This is a genomic window from Symbiobacterium ostreiconchae (assembly GCF_055396975.1).
This window is the reverse complement of sequence record NZ_AP042454.1, coordinates 354,407-367,051: the sequence shown is the minus strand read 5'-3', so window position 1 is coordinate 367,051 and position 12,645 is coordinate 354,407. Positions and strand designations below refer to the sequence as shown.

The window sequence follows — 12,645 nt, the reverse complement described above, 5'->3', positions numbered from 1 at the left end:
GTGTCGCAAGTCACTCGTACCGCAGCGCATCCACCACATCCAGCCGTGCGGCCCAGCGGGCCGGCAGCAGCCCGGCCAGCGGCGCCAGCAGCAGGGCCACCGCGGCGGCCATGGCCAGCGAGCCCCAGTCCACCACCCACTCGGTGGCGGCGCCGTTGATATACTGGCTGGCCGCCACCATCACCCGCTGGAGCGTGAGCCCGGCCACAGAGCCGATCAGGCCGCCCACCAGGCCGATGCTCAGGGCCTCGCCCAGCACCACCTGCAGCACCTCGCCGCGACGGGTGCCCACGGCCCGCAGCACGCCGATCTCCCGCTTGCGCTCCAGAATCGCGGCGAAAAGCGTGTTGGCGATGGCCAGGCCCGAGACCAGGACGGCGATCCAGGTCAGCGCCTCGTTCAGCCCGTAGAAGCTGTCGTATGAGACCTTCAGCTCCTGCCAGAACTCGTGGTTCAGCCTGATGGCGAGCGGCATCGTGTCGCCCCACCGGTCCAGGATGCGCTGCCTGACTGCCTCCGGCGAGTGGCCCGGCTCCACCAGCACCGCCACGTTGGAACTGGTCGCGTCGTTCCAGTAGCGCAGGTAGTCCCGCCGGTCGATGTTGAGCGTGCCGCCGTACGGGGTGATGTCGGTCATGATGCCGGCGACCGTGAGCGTGAGCGTGCCGCCGGGAGAGGGCAGCTCCAGCGTGTCGCCCAGGCCCAGCCCGAGGCGCGCGGCGACGGCCGGGGAGATGATCACGTGGCCTCCCTGCTCCATGAGGTCCGCGGCCTCGGGCCAGCTGCCTTCCTCCAGCGGCGTCTCGGAGTACTGGCGCAGCAGGCGATGGTCGAAGACCTGCATGAAGGCCTGCTCGCCGTCGCTGAGGATCACCCGCAGCATCTTCTGGGGGCTGACCAGCCGGACGCCTTCCACCTCCGCCAGCTGCTGCACGAAGCCGTCGTCCATCTCCACCAGTGCGCCGATGCCCGAGTAGGAACTGGAGACGTTCATATCCCACCCGATGTTCTTCTCGAACCACCGGTTGAAGGCGGCCATCTGGCTGGCCTCCACGCCGCCCATGGCGACCATGTAGGTGAGGGCGACCATCAGCGCGCTGACGGTGGCCGCGGTGCGCCGGGGCATGCGAATCAGATTGTCGGCGGCCAGGCGGCCCGTCACCCCCAGCACGCCCGTGAGCAGGGGCCGAAGCACCGCCCGGGTGAGCAGGTTCAGCAGGAGCGGCAACAGGAGCACAGCCCCGAGCAGCAGCACCGCCAGCATCAGTCCCCAGAGGCGGAGCACCGGCGGCGAGACCATCTCGTTCTGCGGCCAGGTGAGCCAGATGGTCAGGCTTCCTGCCAGCATGAGCGCCAGCCCGGCGGCCCCGCGGCGCCAGTCGAGCCGGGCGCGGTCAATTCCGGGACTCTCCGTCGGGCGCATCGCCTCCATGGGGCTGACCATCACCGTCTCCCGCGCGGGGCCGAACGCCGCAACCAGGGCAGCCCCGATCCCGACCGCCAGCGCCGCGGCCAGGGCGGCGGGGTCCATGGTGACGGCGGCCCGCTGCACGCCGTAGGCGTTCAGGAACTGATCGGTCATCTGCTCTGCCATCACCCAGGCCATGCCGAAGCCGTTGGCGAGGCCCGCGAGCGCGCCCAGGCAGCCGAGGAGACCCGCCTCGGTCAGCACGACGGCCATGACCTCGCCCCGCCTCATGCCCAGGGCCCGCAGGATCGAAAGCTCGCGCCGCCGCTCGGCCACGCTCATCGAGACGTTGGTGTAGATGATGAAGGTGCCCGCGAAGAGCGAGACCGAGCCGGCCACGGTGAGCAGGAAGACGACGGCGTCCAGCAGCTTCTCCATGTCGCGGGAGCGCTCCGCAGGGGTGGTCACCCGCACCTGGGGGTCCAGGGCGTCCGCCAGCCGCTCGCGCAGGGCGGCCAACGATTCGCCCGGGGCCGCGATCACGTCGATGTCGTCGAGCCTCCCCGCCTTGCCGAACGCCTCCTGCGCCGCCTCCAGCGTGAGCACGCCGAAGGGGCCCAGCGCGCCGCGCACCGTGCCCCGCGCGTCGAATACGCCCACCACCCGGAATTCCTTCAACCCTTGCGTCGTCAGGAGGCGGAAGCTGTCGCCCTCGGCGAGGCCCAGGCCCTCGGCCAGGTCCGTGGTGACGGCGGCCTCGCCGTCCGCGGCCGGCAGCCGCCCGGCGGTGAGCCGGTAGTCCCGCACCTTCTGGTCCAGCTCCACATCGATGCCGTAGAAGGTGGCCCCCGCCTGCCGATCGCCGGCGAAGACCGGCGCGGCGGAGGAGATGACCGGGGCCGCCGCGCCGACGCCGGCGGTCTCCCGGACCGCGGCCAGCAGCCGCTCGTCGAAGCCGAAGCCGGTGGTGGCCGACACCTGCAGGTCGGCCCGCCCGGCCGCGGCGGTGAGCAGGTTCTCGTAGCTGCCCAGGATCGCCTTGTTGAGGAGGAGGACGGCCACCACCATGGTCACGCCCAGCGCGATGCCCGCGAGGGTCATGAAGGCGCGGCCCTTCCGGCCCCACAGGTAGTGGCGGGCCATCTGGAGGGGCTGGGACACAGAGCCGAGTGGGGTGCGCATCAGGCTCCCTCCCCTGTCACCTGGTCGTCGATCACCCGGCCGTCCTGCATCCGGATGAGCCGGTCCCCGTAGGCCGCAGCCTTGGGGTCGTGGGTCACCATGACGATGGTCTGGCCCCGCTCCGCCTGCATCTGCTTCAGGAGGAGCAGCACCTCCTCGCCCGAATGGGAGTCCAGGTTGCCGGTAGGTTCGTCCGCGAAGAGGAGGGGCGGGTCGGTGACCAGCGCCCGGGCGAGGGCCACCCGCTGCATCTGGCCGCCTGACAGCTCCTCGGGCTTGTGGCCTTCCCGGTCGCTGAGACCGACAGTCGCCAGGGCCTCCCGGGCCCGCGCCTCGGCCGCGCTGCGCTTCACCCTGGCCAGCAGAAGCGGCAGGGCCACGTTCTCCAGCGCGGTCAGGGTCGGCAGCAGGTTGAAGAACTGAAAGACAAAGCCCACCTGCTCCCGGCGGAGCAGGGTCAGCTCGTCATCCGAAAGTCGGGAGAGGTCGCGGCCCAGAAGGTGTACCTTCCCGGAGGAGGGCTGCTGGAGCCCGCTCATGAGGTGGAGCAGGGTCGATTTGCCGGAACCCGACTTGCCCATGACGGCCACGAACTCGCCCTGGGCAACGCTGAGGCTCACCCCGTCCACCGCCCGGACGGTGGCGCCGCCCCGCCGGAACTCCTTGACAACCTGGTCCAGACGGATCATCTCTCTCGTCACGCTTCCATGCCTCCCCTCGCCCGCAGACGGGCCTCACAGTTGTCCAGCCACTTGAGCTCCGCCTCCACGTGGAGCAGCGCCGCGTCCAGCATCATCTCCTGCCGGAGGCGCTCCGGGCCCCGCTCCTTTGCCAGCTGGATCTTGGCCCGGGTCAGTTCCGCCATCTGCAGGTGGTAGACCCGGCGCTGCGACTCCAGGAGGTCCAGGGCCCGGCGCAGGTCCTTCTCCACCAGCAGGCCGAGCCGGACGTAGATCTCGTTGCGCATGGGGCGGGCCTTCAGGGGCGGGCGTGCCAGCCAGCGCTCGAGTTCGGCCAGCCCGGCTTCCGTGATCCGGTACGTCTTGCGCTCTTCATCGGCCCCTTCCGCCCCGGCCAGCTCCACCAGGCCGTCTTTCAGCATGCGGTCCAGGGTTGAGTAGATCTGCCCCACGTTCAGCTCCCAGAGTCCGCCCGTCAGGCTCTCGAACCGGGTCTTCAGTTCGTAGCCGTGGCAGGGCTGCTCGGCCAGGATGCCGAGGATGCCGTGTTTGACCGCCAGGCTGGTTCCCCCCTTTCATCGCCCCGCAATACGAGTATAGTATACGAGTATATACGGGGTAAACGGGGGCGTGGCAGGTCAACGATTCCATTGAAGAATGGCACGAATGCCCCCGGTGTGTGTCTCTATTTTTGGACTAGCTAACCTTGACAGATTAAGTTGTGCTATTCCATTATCGTAGTCAGGTGTGTTCATGGGTGGCCTGGGCTGGGCTCTCGGGCCCACCGGGGGGTGACGGATTGGGCGGGCTCATCGTGGTGGCGCTTTGGATCGCCTCCATACCTGATTTTCCTGTGGATTTGGGACGATGCCACGCGAAGGCACGGGAAGAACATCGGCTGTCTCTGGGCCCTCGCGGTGCTGGCTCTGGGGCCGATTGCGATCATCGCCTACTTTCTCTTCGGGCGGTCTGAGGATTGACACCGAAACCCCCGCTCCGCGCTGGAGCGGGGGCCCATTATTCAGCCGCGAACCCTTGCCGGCGGCTTCGGTCTCCAGCACAACATCACAGCGGCTGCCAGGACTGCAGGTACGCACCCCGTGACTGCAGGATCGGCAGGTCACACGGGATGCGGCGCCGAAGAGACACAGCGTACACGAGGAAGGAGCCGATCACTCCCATGCCGCAGGCCAGAGTTACCGAAGCCCTTTCTGCCGTGAGGGGCGTTCAGGCCATCGCGCTCGGCGGCTCCCACAGCCGTGGCGAGGCGGGCCCTCACTCCGATTACGACTTCGGCATCTATTACGACGAAGCAGATCTCGACCTTACCGCGCTCGAGCAGGCCCTCACCGCCCTGGACGATGACCACCGCACCGGGCTGCTCCACCCGCCGGGGGCCTGGGGTCCCTGGATCAACGGCGGGGCCTGGCTTACGGTGGGCGGCGTGCCGGTCGACATCCTGCTCCGGGAGATCGGGAAGGTGGAGCAGACGATTCGCGACTGCCTGGCCGGAAAGGTGACGATCGACTTTCAGTCGGGCCATCCCTTCGGCTTCGTCAACACCATCTACGCCGCCGAGACCCACTACTGCCGCCCGCTCTGGCAGTCGGCGGCCGCGCCGCTGGACCGGCTGAAGGCCCTGCTCTACTCTGAAGGTCCGTACCCGCCCCGCATGCGGGAGGCCACCGTCAGCCGGTTCCTCTGGGAGGCCTGGTTCTCCCTGGCGTGCGCCCGCAGGGCGGCCCACAAGGGCGACTTCCACTACGCCGAAGGGTCGCTCTTCCGGACGGTCTGCGCCTGGGTACAGGTGCTGTTCGCCCTCAACGGCCGCTACCTGATGAACGAGAAGGGCGCCCTGGCCCGGGTACGGGAGCTGTCGCGCCGGCCCGACGAGATGGAGGACCGGGTGCGGGAGGCGTACCGGCTGCTGGCCGACGGCGAGGCGGCGGAGGCCTATGCACGCCTGGACGCCCTGCATGGGGAGATTCAGGCCCTGGCGCAGGGGTTCGGGGCGGTGCAGACCGAGATCCGCTGAGTCGCTGGTGCAGTCGTCGGCGCCGTCCGAGTCGCTGGGCCGGGTCTTTGCCCTGATGACCGCGGTCATGTCGCTGGTGACCCCGGTCGGGCTCTTCGTCGCCGGTCCCGCTGCCGAGGCGGTGGGCGTGGCAGCCTGGTTCTGCATCTCCGGCCTGCTCATCCTGGCGGCCGGGATCTGGACGCTTCTGAGGTCGAGAGTGATCCGATCGTGACGAAAAGGCCGGCCTCCCGCTATGGGGGCTGGCCTTGTTCTCCTTATTGATCGTCCGTATCGGTTTGATTCCGTTTTTTTTCTTGGCACGGCCCGGGGTGCACCATTATACTAACAGCCTAAAGGCGTAAAGTGAGCAAGGTCACGAATGGGGGGAGAAGAGATGGGCGGCGCGCAGAATCCGTTTTTGATTGCCCAGCAGCAGGTTCGGAATGCGGTGGCGGCGTTGGGTGAGAGCGAGGAGCTGTACGAGCTCCTCAAGGCGCCGGCCCATTTCGTCGAGGTGCAGATCCCGGTGCGCATGGACGACGGCACGGTCCGCGTCTTCACCGGGTACCGCAGCCAGCACCTCACAACCCTCGGGCCCGCGAAGGGAGGCATCCGGTTCCACCCGCAGGTGACGGCCGATGAGGTGAAGGCCCTCTCCATGTGGATGACCTTCAAGACATCGGTGGTCGGCCTGCCCTACGGCGGCGGCAAGGGCGGCGTCGTCGTGGATCCGCGCAAGCTGAGCACCGGGGAACTGGAGCGGCTCTCCCGCGGCTACGTCCGGGCGATCTGGCCCTTCCTCGGGCCGGACAGGGACATTCCGGCTCCGGACGTCAACACCAACGCGCAGATCATGGCCTGGATGACGGACGAGTATGAGACCATCGTGGGCGGCAGCTGTCCGGCGGTGTTCACCGGCAAGCCGCTCGCCCTGGGCGGGTCGCTGGGCCGCACCGAGGCCACCGGCCGGGGCACGGTCATCGCCATCCGCGAGGCGCTGAAGGTCCTCGGGCTGCCGCTGGCCGGCGCCCGTGTGGCGGTCCAGGGCTTCGGCAACGCGGGGCAGCACGCCGCGCGGCTCCTGGAGGAGCAGGGCGCCGTACTGGTGGCGGTCAGCGACAGCCGCGGCGGCATCCTCTGCCCCGGCGGCGCCCGCACCGCCGACCTCATCGCCTACAAGCAGGCGACCGGCAGCGTGGTGGGCTTCCCGGGGAGCCGGCCGACGGACCAGTACGGCGTGCTCACGGCCGACTGCGACATCCTGGTGCCTGCCGCCCTGGAGAACCAGATCGACGCCGAGGTGGCCCGGTCGGTGCGGGCGCGGGTGATCGCCGAGGCGGCCAACGGCCCGACGACACCCGATGGCGACCACGTGCTGGCGCAGCGAAAGGTCTTCGTCATACCCGACATCCTGGCCAACGCGGGCGGCGTGACCGTCTCCTACTTCGAGTGGGTGCAGAACCGGAACCAGTTCTACTGGACGGAGGAGGAGGTCAACGCCCGGCTCGAGCAGCGCATGGTGGCCTCTTTCCACCAGGTGCTGGACATGGCCGGGCGGTACGGCGCCTATACCCGCACCGCGGCCTATATGTACGCCATCCACCGCATCGCCGAGGGGCTGCGGATGCGCGGCCTGCTGCAGGCCCCGGCCCGGCCCGTACGCCGGGCAGCGGCCGGGTAGCCGGGCGGTTCGGAGAAGAGGGGGCTGCTTGCGGCGGCGCCTGCTGCCGCGGCAGCTCTCTTTTTTCTGCGGCCGTGACGGGATTCAGCGCATCGGGCGGAGAATGAGTGTATGGGCGGAATCACCCGGAGGAGGTGAACGCGCGTGCCGGACATCCCGTCCTGTGCCAGAGGCGTCCCGATTTTTCAGGCCCTGTCGGCGGCAGGCATGGAGGAACTGGGCAAGGCCATGCACCACAGGGCGTTCGGCCGGGGAGAGATGGTGGTCGCGGCCGGCGACCCGGTCCGCCATCTGATCGTGGTGGCCAGCGGCCGCCTGAAGCTTGTGCACACCACCGCACGGGGCCGGGAGCAGGTGGTGCGGCAGCTCGGGCCGGGCGAGTTTCTCGGCGAGATGGCCCTGTTTACCGAGGCCCGCCACGAAGGCGACCTGATCGCCATGGAGGAGACGCAGGTCTGCATGATCGCCCGGGAGGGCGTGCAGGCGATTCTGCGGAAGTACCCCGAGGTGGCCCTCGCCGTCGTGGAAGCCCTGGCCTGGCGGCTGGCCGAAGCCGAGCGGCTCATCGGCGACCTGGGCCTGCGGGACGTGGGCCAGCGGCTCGCCGCCGAACTCTTGCGGCTGGCGGGGCCGGAGGCGCAGGACGGTGTCGAACTGCGGCTGCCCGTGCCCTGGGCGGAGCTGGCCGTGCAGCTGGGCACGACGCCGGAGAGCCTGAGCCGCCGCCTGAAGGCCCTGGTGCAGCAGGGGCTGGTGGAGCAGCGGGGCAGCCGCACGGTGCGGCTCCCCGATCTGGAGCGCCTGCGCCGGGTGGCGGATGGATAAGGGCGAAGTTGCGAAGGAAGGGGGAACTGGAATGGAAGCGAGGCATGAACCGGTCGCAGCCATTCCCGAGCGCAGCGTACGGGCGCTCCCGGGCTGGATCGGTCTGGTGACCGTGCTGTTGCTCCTGGGCCTCTCTGTCTGGGTCTTCGTGTCGGGCCTGCCCACCAGCGTGTGGGAGGATCCGTCGCCGTTTCTCCTGGTGGGCGGTTCCGTACTGTTTGTCCTCGCGATCGTGACGGCCAACGGCCTGTTCATCGTGCAGCCGAACCAGGCGCGGGTCCTGGTCCTCTTCGGACGGTACATGGGTTCGGTCAAGTCGGACGGGTGGTACTTCGTCAACCCGCTGGCCGCCAAGAAGCCGATCAGTCTGCGGGTCCGCAACTTCACGTCCCCGCAGCTGAAGGTCAACGACGCCAACGGCAACCCCATCGAGATCGCCGCGGTGGTGGTCTGGCGCGTGGTCGACACCGCCCGGGCGCTGTTCAGTGTGGAGGACTACAATGCCTTCGTCGAGGTGCAGTCCGAGACAGCCATCCGCCACCTGGCCAGCCAGTACCCGTATGACGACGGCCTGAACGAGGGCGAGTCCTCACTCCGGGGCTCGGCGGAGGAGGTTGCACAGGCGCTGCAGAAAGAGCTGCAGGAGCGGCTGGAGATGGCCGGCATCGCGGTGATCGAGGCGCGCATCTCCCACCTCGCCTACAGCCCCGAAATCGCCGGTGCGATGCTGCAGCGGCAGCAGGCGTCGGCCATCATCGCCGCCCGGCAGAAGATCGTGGAGGGCGCGGTCTCCATGGTGGAGATGGCCCTCGACATGCTGGACCAGCACCAGAAGGTGGAGCTGACGCCGGAGCGCAAGGCCGATCTCGTCGCCAATCTGCTCGTGGTGCTCACCAGCGACCGCGCCGCCCAGCCCACGCTGCCGCTGACCCGTTAGGGCCGGCTCCGGGGCTGCCCGCCGGGAACGTCCGGGCGGGGTGCCGGCGGCCGGGCGGGCCACACTAGGCTCGAGGTGAGCCTGCGTTGAACGAGCACCCCGCGATTGCGACTCCGTGCTATGATCATCTGGGCGGACGGCTGGGCGAGCGGCTCGCCCGCCGCCTGATCGAGCTGGGCTGGGTGACCGGCGAGCCAGACCCGGGCATCACGCCGGTGGGCTGGGCCGGGTTCGCCGAGCTCGGCCTGGACCTCTCCCCGCTGACGGCGGGCCGCCGGAAGCCCGTGGCCATGTGCGGCGGCCACCTCGGCGCCCACCTGGGCTATCTGCTGCGCCGCCACCTGCTGGAGTCGGGCTGGCTGGCGCGCACGCCGGACGGGCTGGACCTGACCGAGGCAGGCGAGGCTGCCCTCAGACGACTCGGGGTTGACCTGGAGGCCTGATCATGAACCGGATTCTGCACGAAACCCTGGCCATCGTCGGCTGGAGTTTCCTGAGTTCGGTGGCGATCGGCGTTGTCGCCGCGCTGCTGCTCAGGTGGCCCATCACGGTGACTTACATGCTCAGTGTGCTGACCATCGGGCCGACCCTGGCGATTCTGCGCGGCCGCGACCGCAGCCGGGACCGGCTGGAACTGGGCGAGCGCGCCGGCGTGGAACTGCTCGCCATCCTCATCCTCCTGGCGATCGGCTGGCTGGCCGGACATTACCTGGGCGCCTAGGCAATGATCGGCAGAGCGGGGTTTTTCCGCCGCGGCATGTGCCTCCCGGCACACGGGCACCCTATGGGCGTGCCCTGTCGAGAGGAGGTTTGGCGAGCATGCAGTACCAGACGGGCAGAATGACCCCGCTCACCGAGAAAGACCTGGCGTACATGAAGGACATGATGTCCTGGGAGCTGTTGGCGGCCAAGAAAGCGTATCACTACGCCAACGAGACCCAGGACGCGGAGTGCCGGCAGGCGATGATGCAGATCGCCGAGCAGCATCAGCGCAACCTGGAGCGGCTGCTCACGCATCTCCAGGAGCACGTGAACCAGGCCACGCAGATCACCGTGTCGGGCGCCGGCAGCCCGACCACCGTCATGTGAGGAGGGGGAGCCATGCAGCAGAAGGGCGTTCAGCCCCAGTTCAGCATGCAGGGCGGCCACCTGATCATGGCGCACCAGGAGCAGACCGGCCTGCCGAAGGTGAAGGATGCGTCGATGAACGACCGCGACCGCATGCAGGATCTCCTGGCTCAGGAGAAGTACGTGACCTCCGGTTACCACATGGCCATGATCGAGGCGAGCCACCAGGCGCTTTTTGATGTCATCAAACAGAACTGCGACGACTGCTTCCGGCTGCAGCGGCAGGTCTACAACCTCATGTTCAAGAAGGGCTGGTACAAGCTGCCCGTGGCCAGCGCCCAGTCGGTGCAGCACGCGTTCCAGCAGTTCGCCCAGTACCAGACCCAGTTCCCGTTCCCCCCGAGCCCTGAGGTCGCCCGGATGGCCGCCGAGACGTCCGGGCAGACGGGCGGCCAGTCCGCAGGCCAGACGTACGGCCAGGCGGGCACGCAGACGGTGGGCCGGCCGTACGGCCAGACCGGCAGCCAGACCGTGGGGCAGACGTTCGGCCACACCAGCGGACAGACCATGGGCCAGTCGTTCGGGCAGACGAGCGGCACGCAGGCCCGTCAGTAGACAGACGGCAGCACAACGGCGGCGGAGCTTGCTCCGCCGCCTTTTCTGAGGAGGGATTCCATGCGCGCACCCATCACCCTGGCCGTGGTCGGGCTGGGAAACATCGCCCGCAAGGCCCATCTGCCGGTGCTCACCAGCCACCCGGAGGTGGAGATCATCGGCCTGGCCAGCCGCACCGGGCGGAAGGTGGACGAACTGGCCGCCCAGTACCGGCTGCGCCTCCGCGCCCGCACCTTCGAGGAGGTCCTGGCCGTGCGGCCCCGTGCGGCGTACCTGCTCAGCGCCACGGCGGCGCACAGGGAACAGGCGGTGGCGCTGCTCACGGCCGGCATCGACGTGTTCATGGAGAAGCCCCTGGCCTCCACCCTGGCCGAGGCGGAGGCGATCGCGGACGCAGCCGGCCGCACGGGCCGGCTGCTGATGGTCGGCTTCAACCGCCGCTACGCCCCCGCCTACCGCAGGGCGAAGGCCCTGTTTGCCGAGGCGGGGAAGAAGATCGAGTACATCCTGGTCCAGAAGCACCGCACCGGCGGCGGCGCGACATGGCCGCTCCGCCATTACGTGACCGATGACGTGATCCACATCATCGACCTCGCCCGCTTCTTCGCCGGCGACCTGCAGCTGCGCACGGTCTGCGCCCGCACCGGGCTGGTGGCCGCGCAGATGGAGTCGGCGTCCGGCACCCTGGTGCAGCTGGCCCAGTGCTTCAGCGCCGGTGCCGTGACCGAGCGGGTCGAGCTGCAGGGGGGCGGGCTGACGGTGATCGTGGAGGAGATGGAGCGGGTCATCGTGCGGGAGGACGGCCGCGAGCGGGTGGAGCCGCTCTTCGGCTCGTGGACCTCGACCCTGGAGAAGCGGGGCATCGCGCCCGAGCTGGAGCACTTCCTCGCCTGCCTGCGGGAGGGGCGGACCCCCGAGACTTCCGCGGCCGAGGCCCTGGCCACGCAGCGGCTGGCGGAGGAGATCCTCACGTCCGCGGGAGCGTAAGTGGAGGGCTAGGCCGCCGCGGCAGATTCCTTCTCGCCCTTGGTCACCATGAGCATGCAGAGGGCGGCCAGGGCCATGAACAGGATGCCCAGCGGGAAGAAGAAGCGGTAGCCGTAGTGGTCGAAGACCCAGCCGAACAGGGGCGGGCCGGCGATGTTGGCCAGCGAGGAGAAGAGGTAGTACATGCCGGTGTACGCGCCGATCTGGCCGGGACTGGCCATCTGGGTGATCATCGGGTAGGAGTTGATGTTCACCCAGGACCAGGCGAAGCCGACGAAAGCGAACAGGTACCAGGCGGATTTCAGGTTGGTCTGCAGATCCAGGAGGAAGAAGGCCAGGATCATCATGAGGAGGCCGCCGATGATGGTCCGCTTGCGGCCCAGGCCCTTGAAGCGGCCCGCGCCGTCGGCCAGGAAGCCCGAGGGGATGGCGAAGAGCAGGAACGCGCCGCCGGAGAACGTGAGCAGGCCGGCGACGTCGGCCTCGTGCATGCCCAGGAACTCGCGGCCGTAGGTGGTCACCCACGTCTCCAGGGAGTTGTAGGCGACGAACCAGCAGAAGATGGCCAGGAGCATGAAGATGGCGCTGCGGTCCCGGATGAGGGCGAACTGGAACCGCTCGGCTTTTTCGGTGCTGTGCTCCGGCTCCCGGATGAAGAAGTAGAAGATCGCCGTGATCACCAGCAGAAGCAGGGCCGAGCCGACGAAGGGCAGACCGGGGTAGATGCGGTAGAGGATCGCCCCGCCGAACATCGCCACGATGTAGGCCAGGCCGCCCATGAAGTTGATGATGCCGTTGGCCTTGGAGCGCAGGGGCGGCGGGGTGACGTCGGGCATGAGCGCCACGATGGGCGACCGCCACGAGGCCATGGAGAGGTTCATCAGGATGGCCGCCCCCAGCAGGACCCAGAGGCCGGTCTCCCACCCGACGGGGATCAGCATGAGGAAGAGGGCGGAGAGCGGGGCGAAGACCAGCAGGTACGGAATCCGGCGCCCGAAGCGGGTGCGCGTGCGGTCGCTGAGGAAGCCGACCAGCGGCGTGAGGGTGAGCGCGAGCCAGTTGTCGATGGTCATCAAATAGCCGATGACGGTCTTGGACTCGATGAACTTGGAGTAGAGAATGGGCATGTATGCGTTGTAAAGCGGCCAGACCAGACCCACACCAAAGAAGCCGAGTCCGATAATAAAGGTATTCTTCCAGTTCAATCTCAGTTGTGTCATCGCCGTGCTCGCCTCCGTTCGCTAT

Annotated in this window: 14 protein-coding genes; 10 read left to right on the top strand and 4 right to left on the bottom strand. The window is 68.6% G+C overall.

What is annotated here, in order from left to right; genetic code table 11:
* Positions 1-10 precede the first annotated feature (10 nt).
* From ACZ5UM_RS01735 to ACZ5UM_RS01725, 3 genes are read right to left on the bottom strand one after another with little or no spacing between them, the layout of a single operon-like run.
* Positions 11-2,590 carry an ABC transporter permease gene (locus ACZ5UM_RS01735; protein ID WP_464846620.1) on the bottom strand — a complete coding sequence of 860 codons (2,580 nt, stop codon included), beginning with the start codon at positions 2,588-2,590 and terminating at the stop codon, positions 11-13.
* Positions 2,590-3,291, bottom strand: coding sequence for an ABC transporter ATP-binding protein (locus ACZ5UM_RS01730; RefSeq protein ID WP_464846616.1), 702 nt, complete (start codon positions 3,289-3,291; stop codon positions 2,590-2,592). Before ACZ5UM_RS01730 ends, ACZ5UM_RS01735 begins: the two co-directional genes overlap by 1 nt.
* Positions 3,288-3,800 carry a PadR family transcriptional regulator gene (locus ACZ5UM_RS01725; protein WP_464848255.1) on the bottom strand — a complete coding sequence of 171 codons (513 nt, stop codon included), beginning with the start codon at positions 3,798-3,800 and terminating at the stop codon, positions 3,288-3,290. The genes ACZ5UM_RS01730 and ACZ5UM_RS01725 overlap by 4 nt, the downstream gene beginning before the upstream one ends.
* 650 nt (positions 3,801-4,450) lie before the next feature.
* Between ACZ5UM_RS01725 and ACZ5UM_RS01720 the strand changes: the two genes are divergently transcribed.
* The 10 genes from ACZ5UM_RS01720 to ACZ5UM_RS01675 all read left to right on the top strand — a co-directional run bounded on the left by ACZ5UM_RS01720 (position 4,451) and on the right by ACZ5UM_RS01675 (position 11,400).
* Positions 4,451-5,305, top strand: a complete 855-nt coding sequence (locus ACZ5UM_RS01720; RefSeq protein ID WP_464846612.1) for a nucleotidyltransferase domain-containing protein — start codon at positions 4,451-4,453, stop codon at positions 5,303-5,305.
* A gap of 7 nt (positions 5,306-5,312) precedes the next feature.
* Positions 5,313-5,519 carry a hypothetical protein gene (locus tag ACZ5UM_RS01715; RefSeq protein ID WP_464846607.1) on the top strand — a complete coding sequence of 69 codons (207 nt, stop codon included), beginning with the start codon at positions 5,313-5,315 and terminating at the stop codon, positions 5,517-5,519.
* Positions 5,520-5,681: 162 nt separating this feature from the next.
* Positions 5,682-6,968 (top strand): Glu/Leu/Phe/Val family dehydrogenase, encoded by a 1,287-nt coding sequence (locus ACZ5UM_RS01710; RefSeq protein WP_464846603.1) that lies wholly within the window; start codon positions 5,682-5,684, stop codon positions 6,966-6,968.
* A 144-nt stretch (positions 6,969-7,112) separates the two neighbouring features.
* Positions 7,113-7,793 carry a Crp/Fnr family transcriptional regulator gene (locus tag ACZ5UM_RS01705; RefSeq protein ID WP_464846600.1) on the top strand — a complete coding sequence of 227 codons (681 nt, stop codon included), beginning with the start codon at positions 7,113-7,115 and terminating at the stop codon, positions 7,791-7,793.
* 31 nt (positions 7,794-7,824) lie between these two features.
* Entirely contained in the window at positions 7,825-8,730 is a 906-nt protein-coding gene (locus ACZ5UM_RS01700; RefSeq protein WP_464846598.1) for an SPFH domain-containing protein, read from the top strand.
* An 86-nt stretch (positions 8,731-8,816) separates the two neighbouring features.
* The gene (locus ACZ5UM_RS01695) at positions 8,817-9,173 is read left to right on the top strand and encodes a hypothetical protein (protein WP_464846595.1); all 357 of its coding nucleotides are present in this window, start codon (positions 8,817-8,819) and stop codon (positions 9,171-9,173) included.
* Positions 9,174-9,175: 2 nt separating this feature from the next.
* Positions 9,176-9,451: a hypothetical protein gene (locus ACZ5UM_RS01690; RefSeq protein WP_464846590.1), complete on the top strand. Its 276-nt coding sequence runs from the start codon at positions 9,176-9,178 to the stop codon at positions 9,449-9,451.
* Between the two features lie 98 nt (positions 9,452-9,549).
* Positions 9,550-9,819: a hypothetical protein gene (locus ACZ5UM_RS01685; RefSeq protein WP_464846587.1), complete on the top strand. Its 270-nt coding sequence runs from the start codon at positions 9,550-9,552 to the stop codon at positions 9,817-9,819.
* Between the two features lie 12 nt (positions 9,820-9,831).
* Complete coding sequence (locus ACZ5UM_RS01680) at positions 9,832-10,413, top strand: spore coat protein (RefSeq protein ID WP_464846586.1); 582 nt, start codon at positions 9,832-9,834, stop codon at positions 10,411-10,413.
* Between the two features lie 60 nt (positions 10,414-10,473).
* Positions 10,474-11,400, top strand: coding sequence for a Gfo/Idh/MocA family protein (locus ACZ5UM_RS01675; RefSeq protein ID WP_464846584.1), 927 nt, complete (start codon positions 10,474-10,476; stop codon positions 11,398-11,400).
* An 8-nt stretch (positions 11,401-11,408) separates the two neighbouring features.
* Here the strand turns inward: ACZ5UM_RS01675 and ACZ5UM_RS01670 are convergent, their stop codons facing one another.
* Positions 11,409-12,620 carry an MFS transporter gene (locus ACZ5UM_RS01670; protein ID WP_464846583.1) on the bottom strand — a complete coding sequence of 404 codons (1,212 nt, stop codon included), beginning with the start codon at positions 12,618-12,620 and terminating at the stop codon, positions 11,409-11,411.
* Between the last annotated feature and the right edge of the window lie 25 nt (positions 12,621-12,645).

What these genes read in the sequence shown, in the direction of transcription:
- ACZ5UM_RS01735 (WP_464846620.1), bottom strand. Translation starts at nt 2,590, where the DNA reads ATGCGCACCCCACTCGGCTCTGTGTCCCAGCCCCTCCAGATGGCCCGC.
- ACZ5UM_RS01720 (WP_464846612.1), top strand. Translation starts at nt 4,451, where the DNA reads ATGCCGCAGGCCAGAGTTACCGAAGCCCTTTCTGCCGTGAGGGGCGTT.
- ACZ5UM_RS01710 (WP_464846603.1), top strand. Translation starts at nt 5,682, where the DNA reads ATGGGCGGCGCGCAGAATCCGTTTTTGATTGCCCAGCAGCAGGTTCGG.
- ACZ5UM_RS01700 (WP_464846598.1), top strand. Translation starts at nt 7,825, where the DNA reads ATGGAAGCGAGGCATGAACCGGTCGCAGCCATTCCCGAGCGCAGCGTA.
- ACZ5UM_RS01690 (WP_464846590.1), top strand. Translation starts at nt 9,176, where the DNA reads ATGAACCGGATTCTGCACGAAACCCTGGCCATCGTCGGCTGGAGTTTC.
- ACZ5UM_RS01685 (WP_464846587.1), top strand. Translation starts at nt 9,550, where the DNA reads ATGCAGTACCAGACGGGCAGAATGACCCCGCTCACCGAGAAAGACCTG.
- ACZ5UM_RS01680 (WP_464846586.1), top strand. Translation starts at nt 9,832, where the DNA reads ATGCAGCAGAAGGGCGTTCAGCCCCAGTTCAGCATGCAGGGCGGCCAC.
- ACZ5UM_RS01675 (WP_464846584.1), top strand. Translation starts at nt 10,474, where the DNA reads ATGCGCGCACCCATCACCCTGGCCGTGGTCGGGCTGGGAAACATCGCC.
- ACZ5UM_RS01670 (WP_464846583.1), bottom strand. Translation starts at nt 12,620, where the DNA reads ATGACACAACTGAGATTGAACTGGAAGAATACCTTTATTATCGGACTC.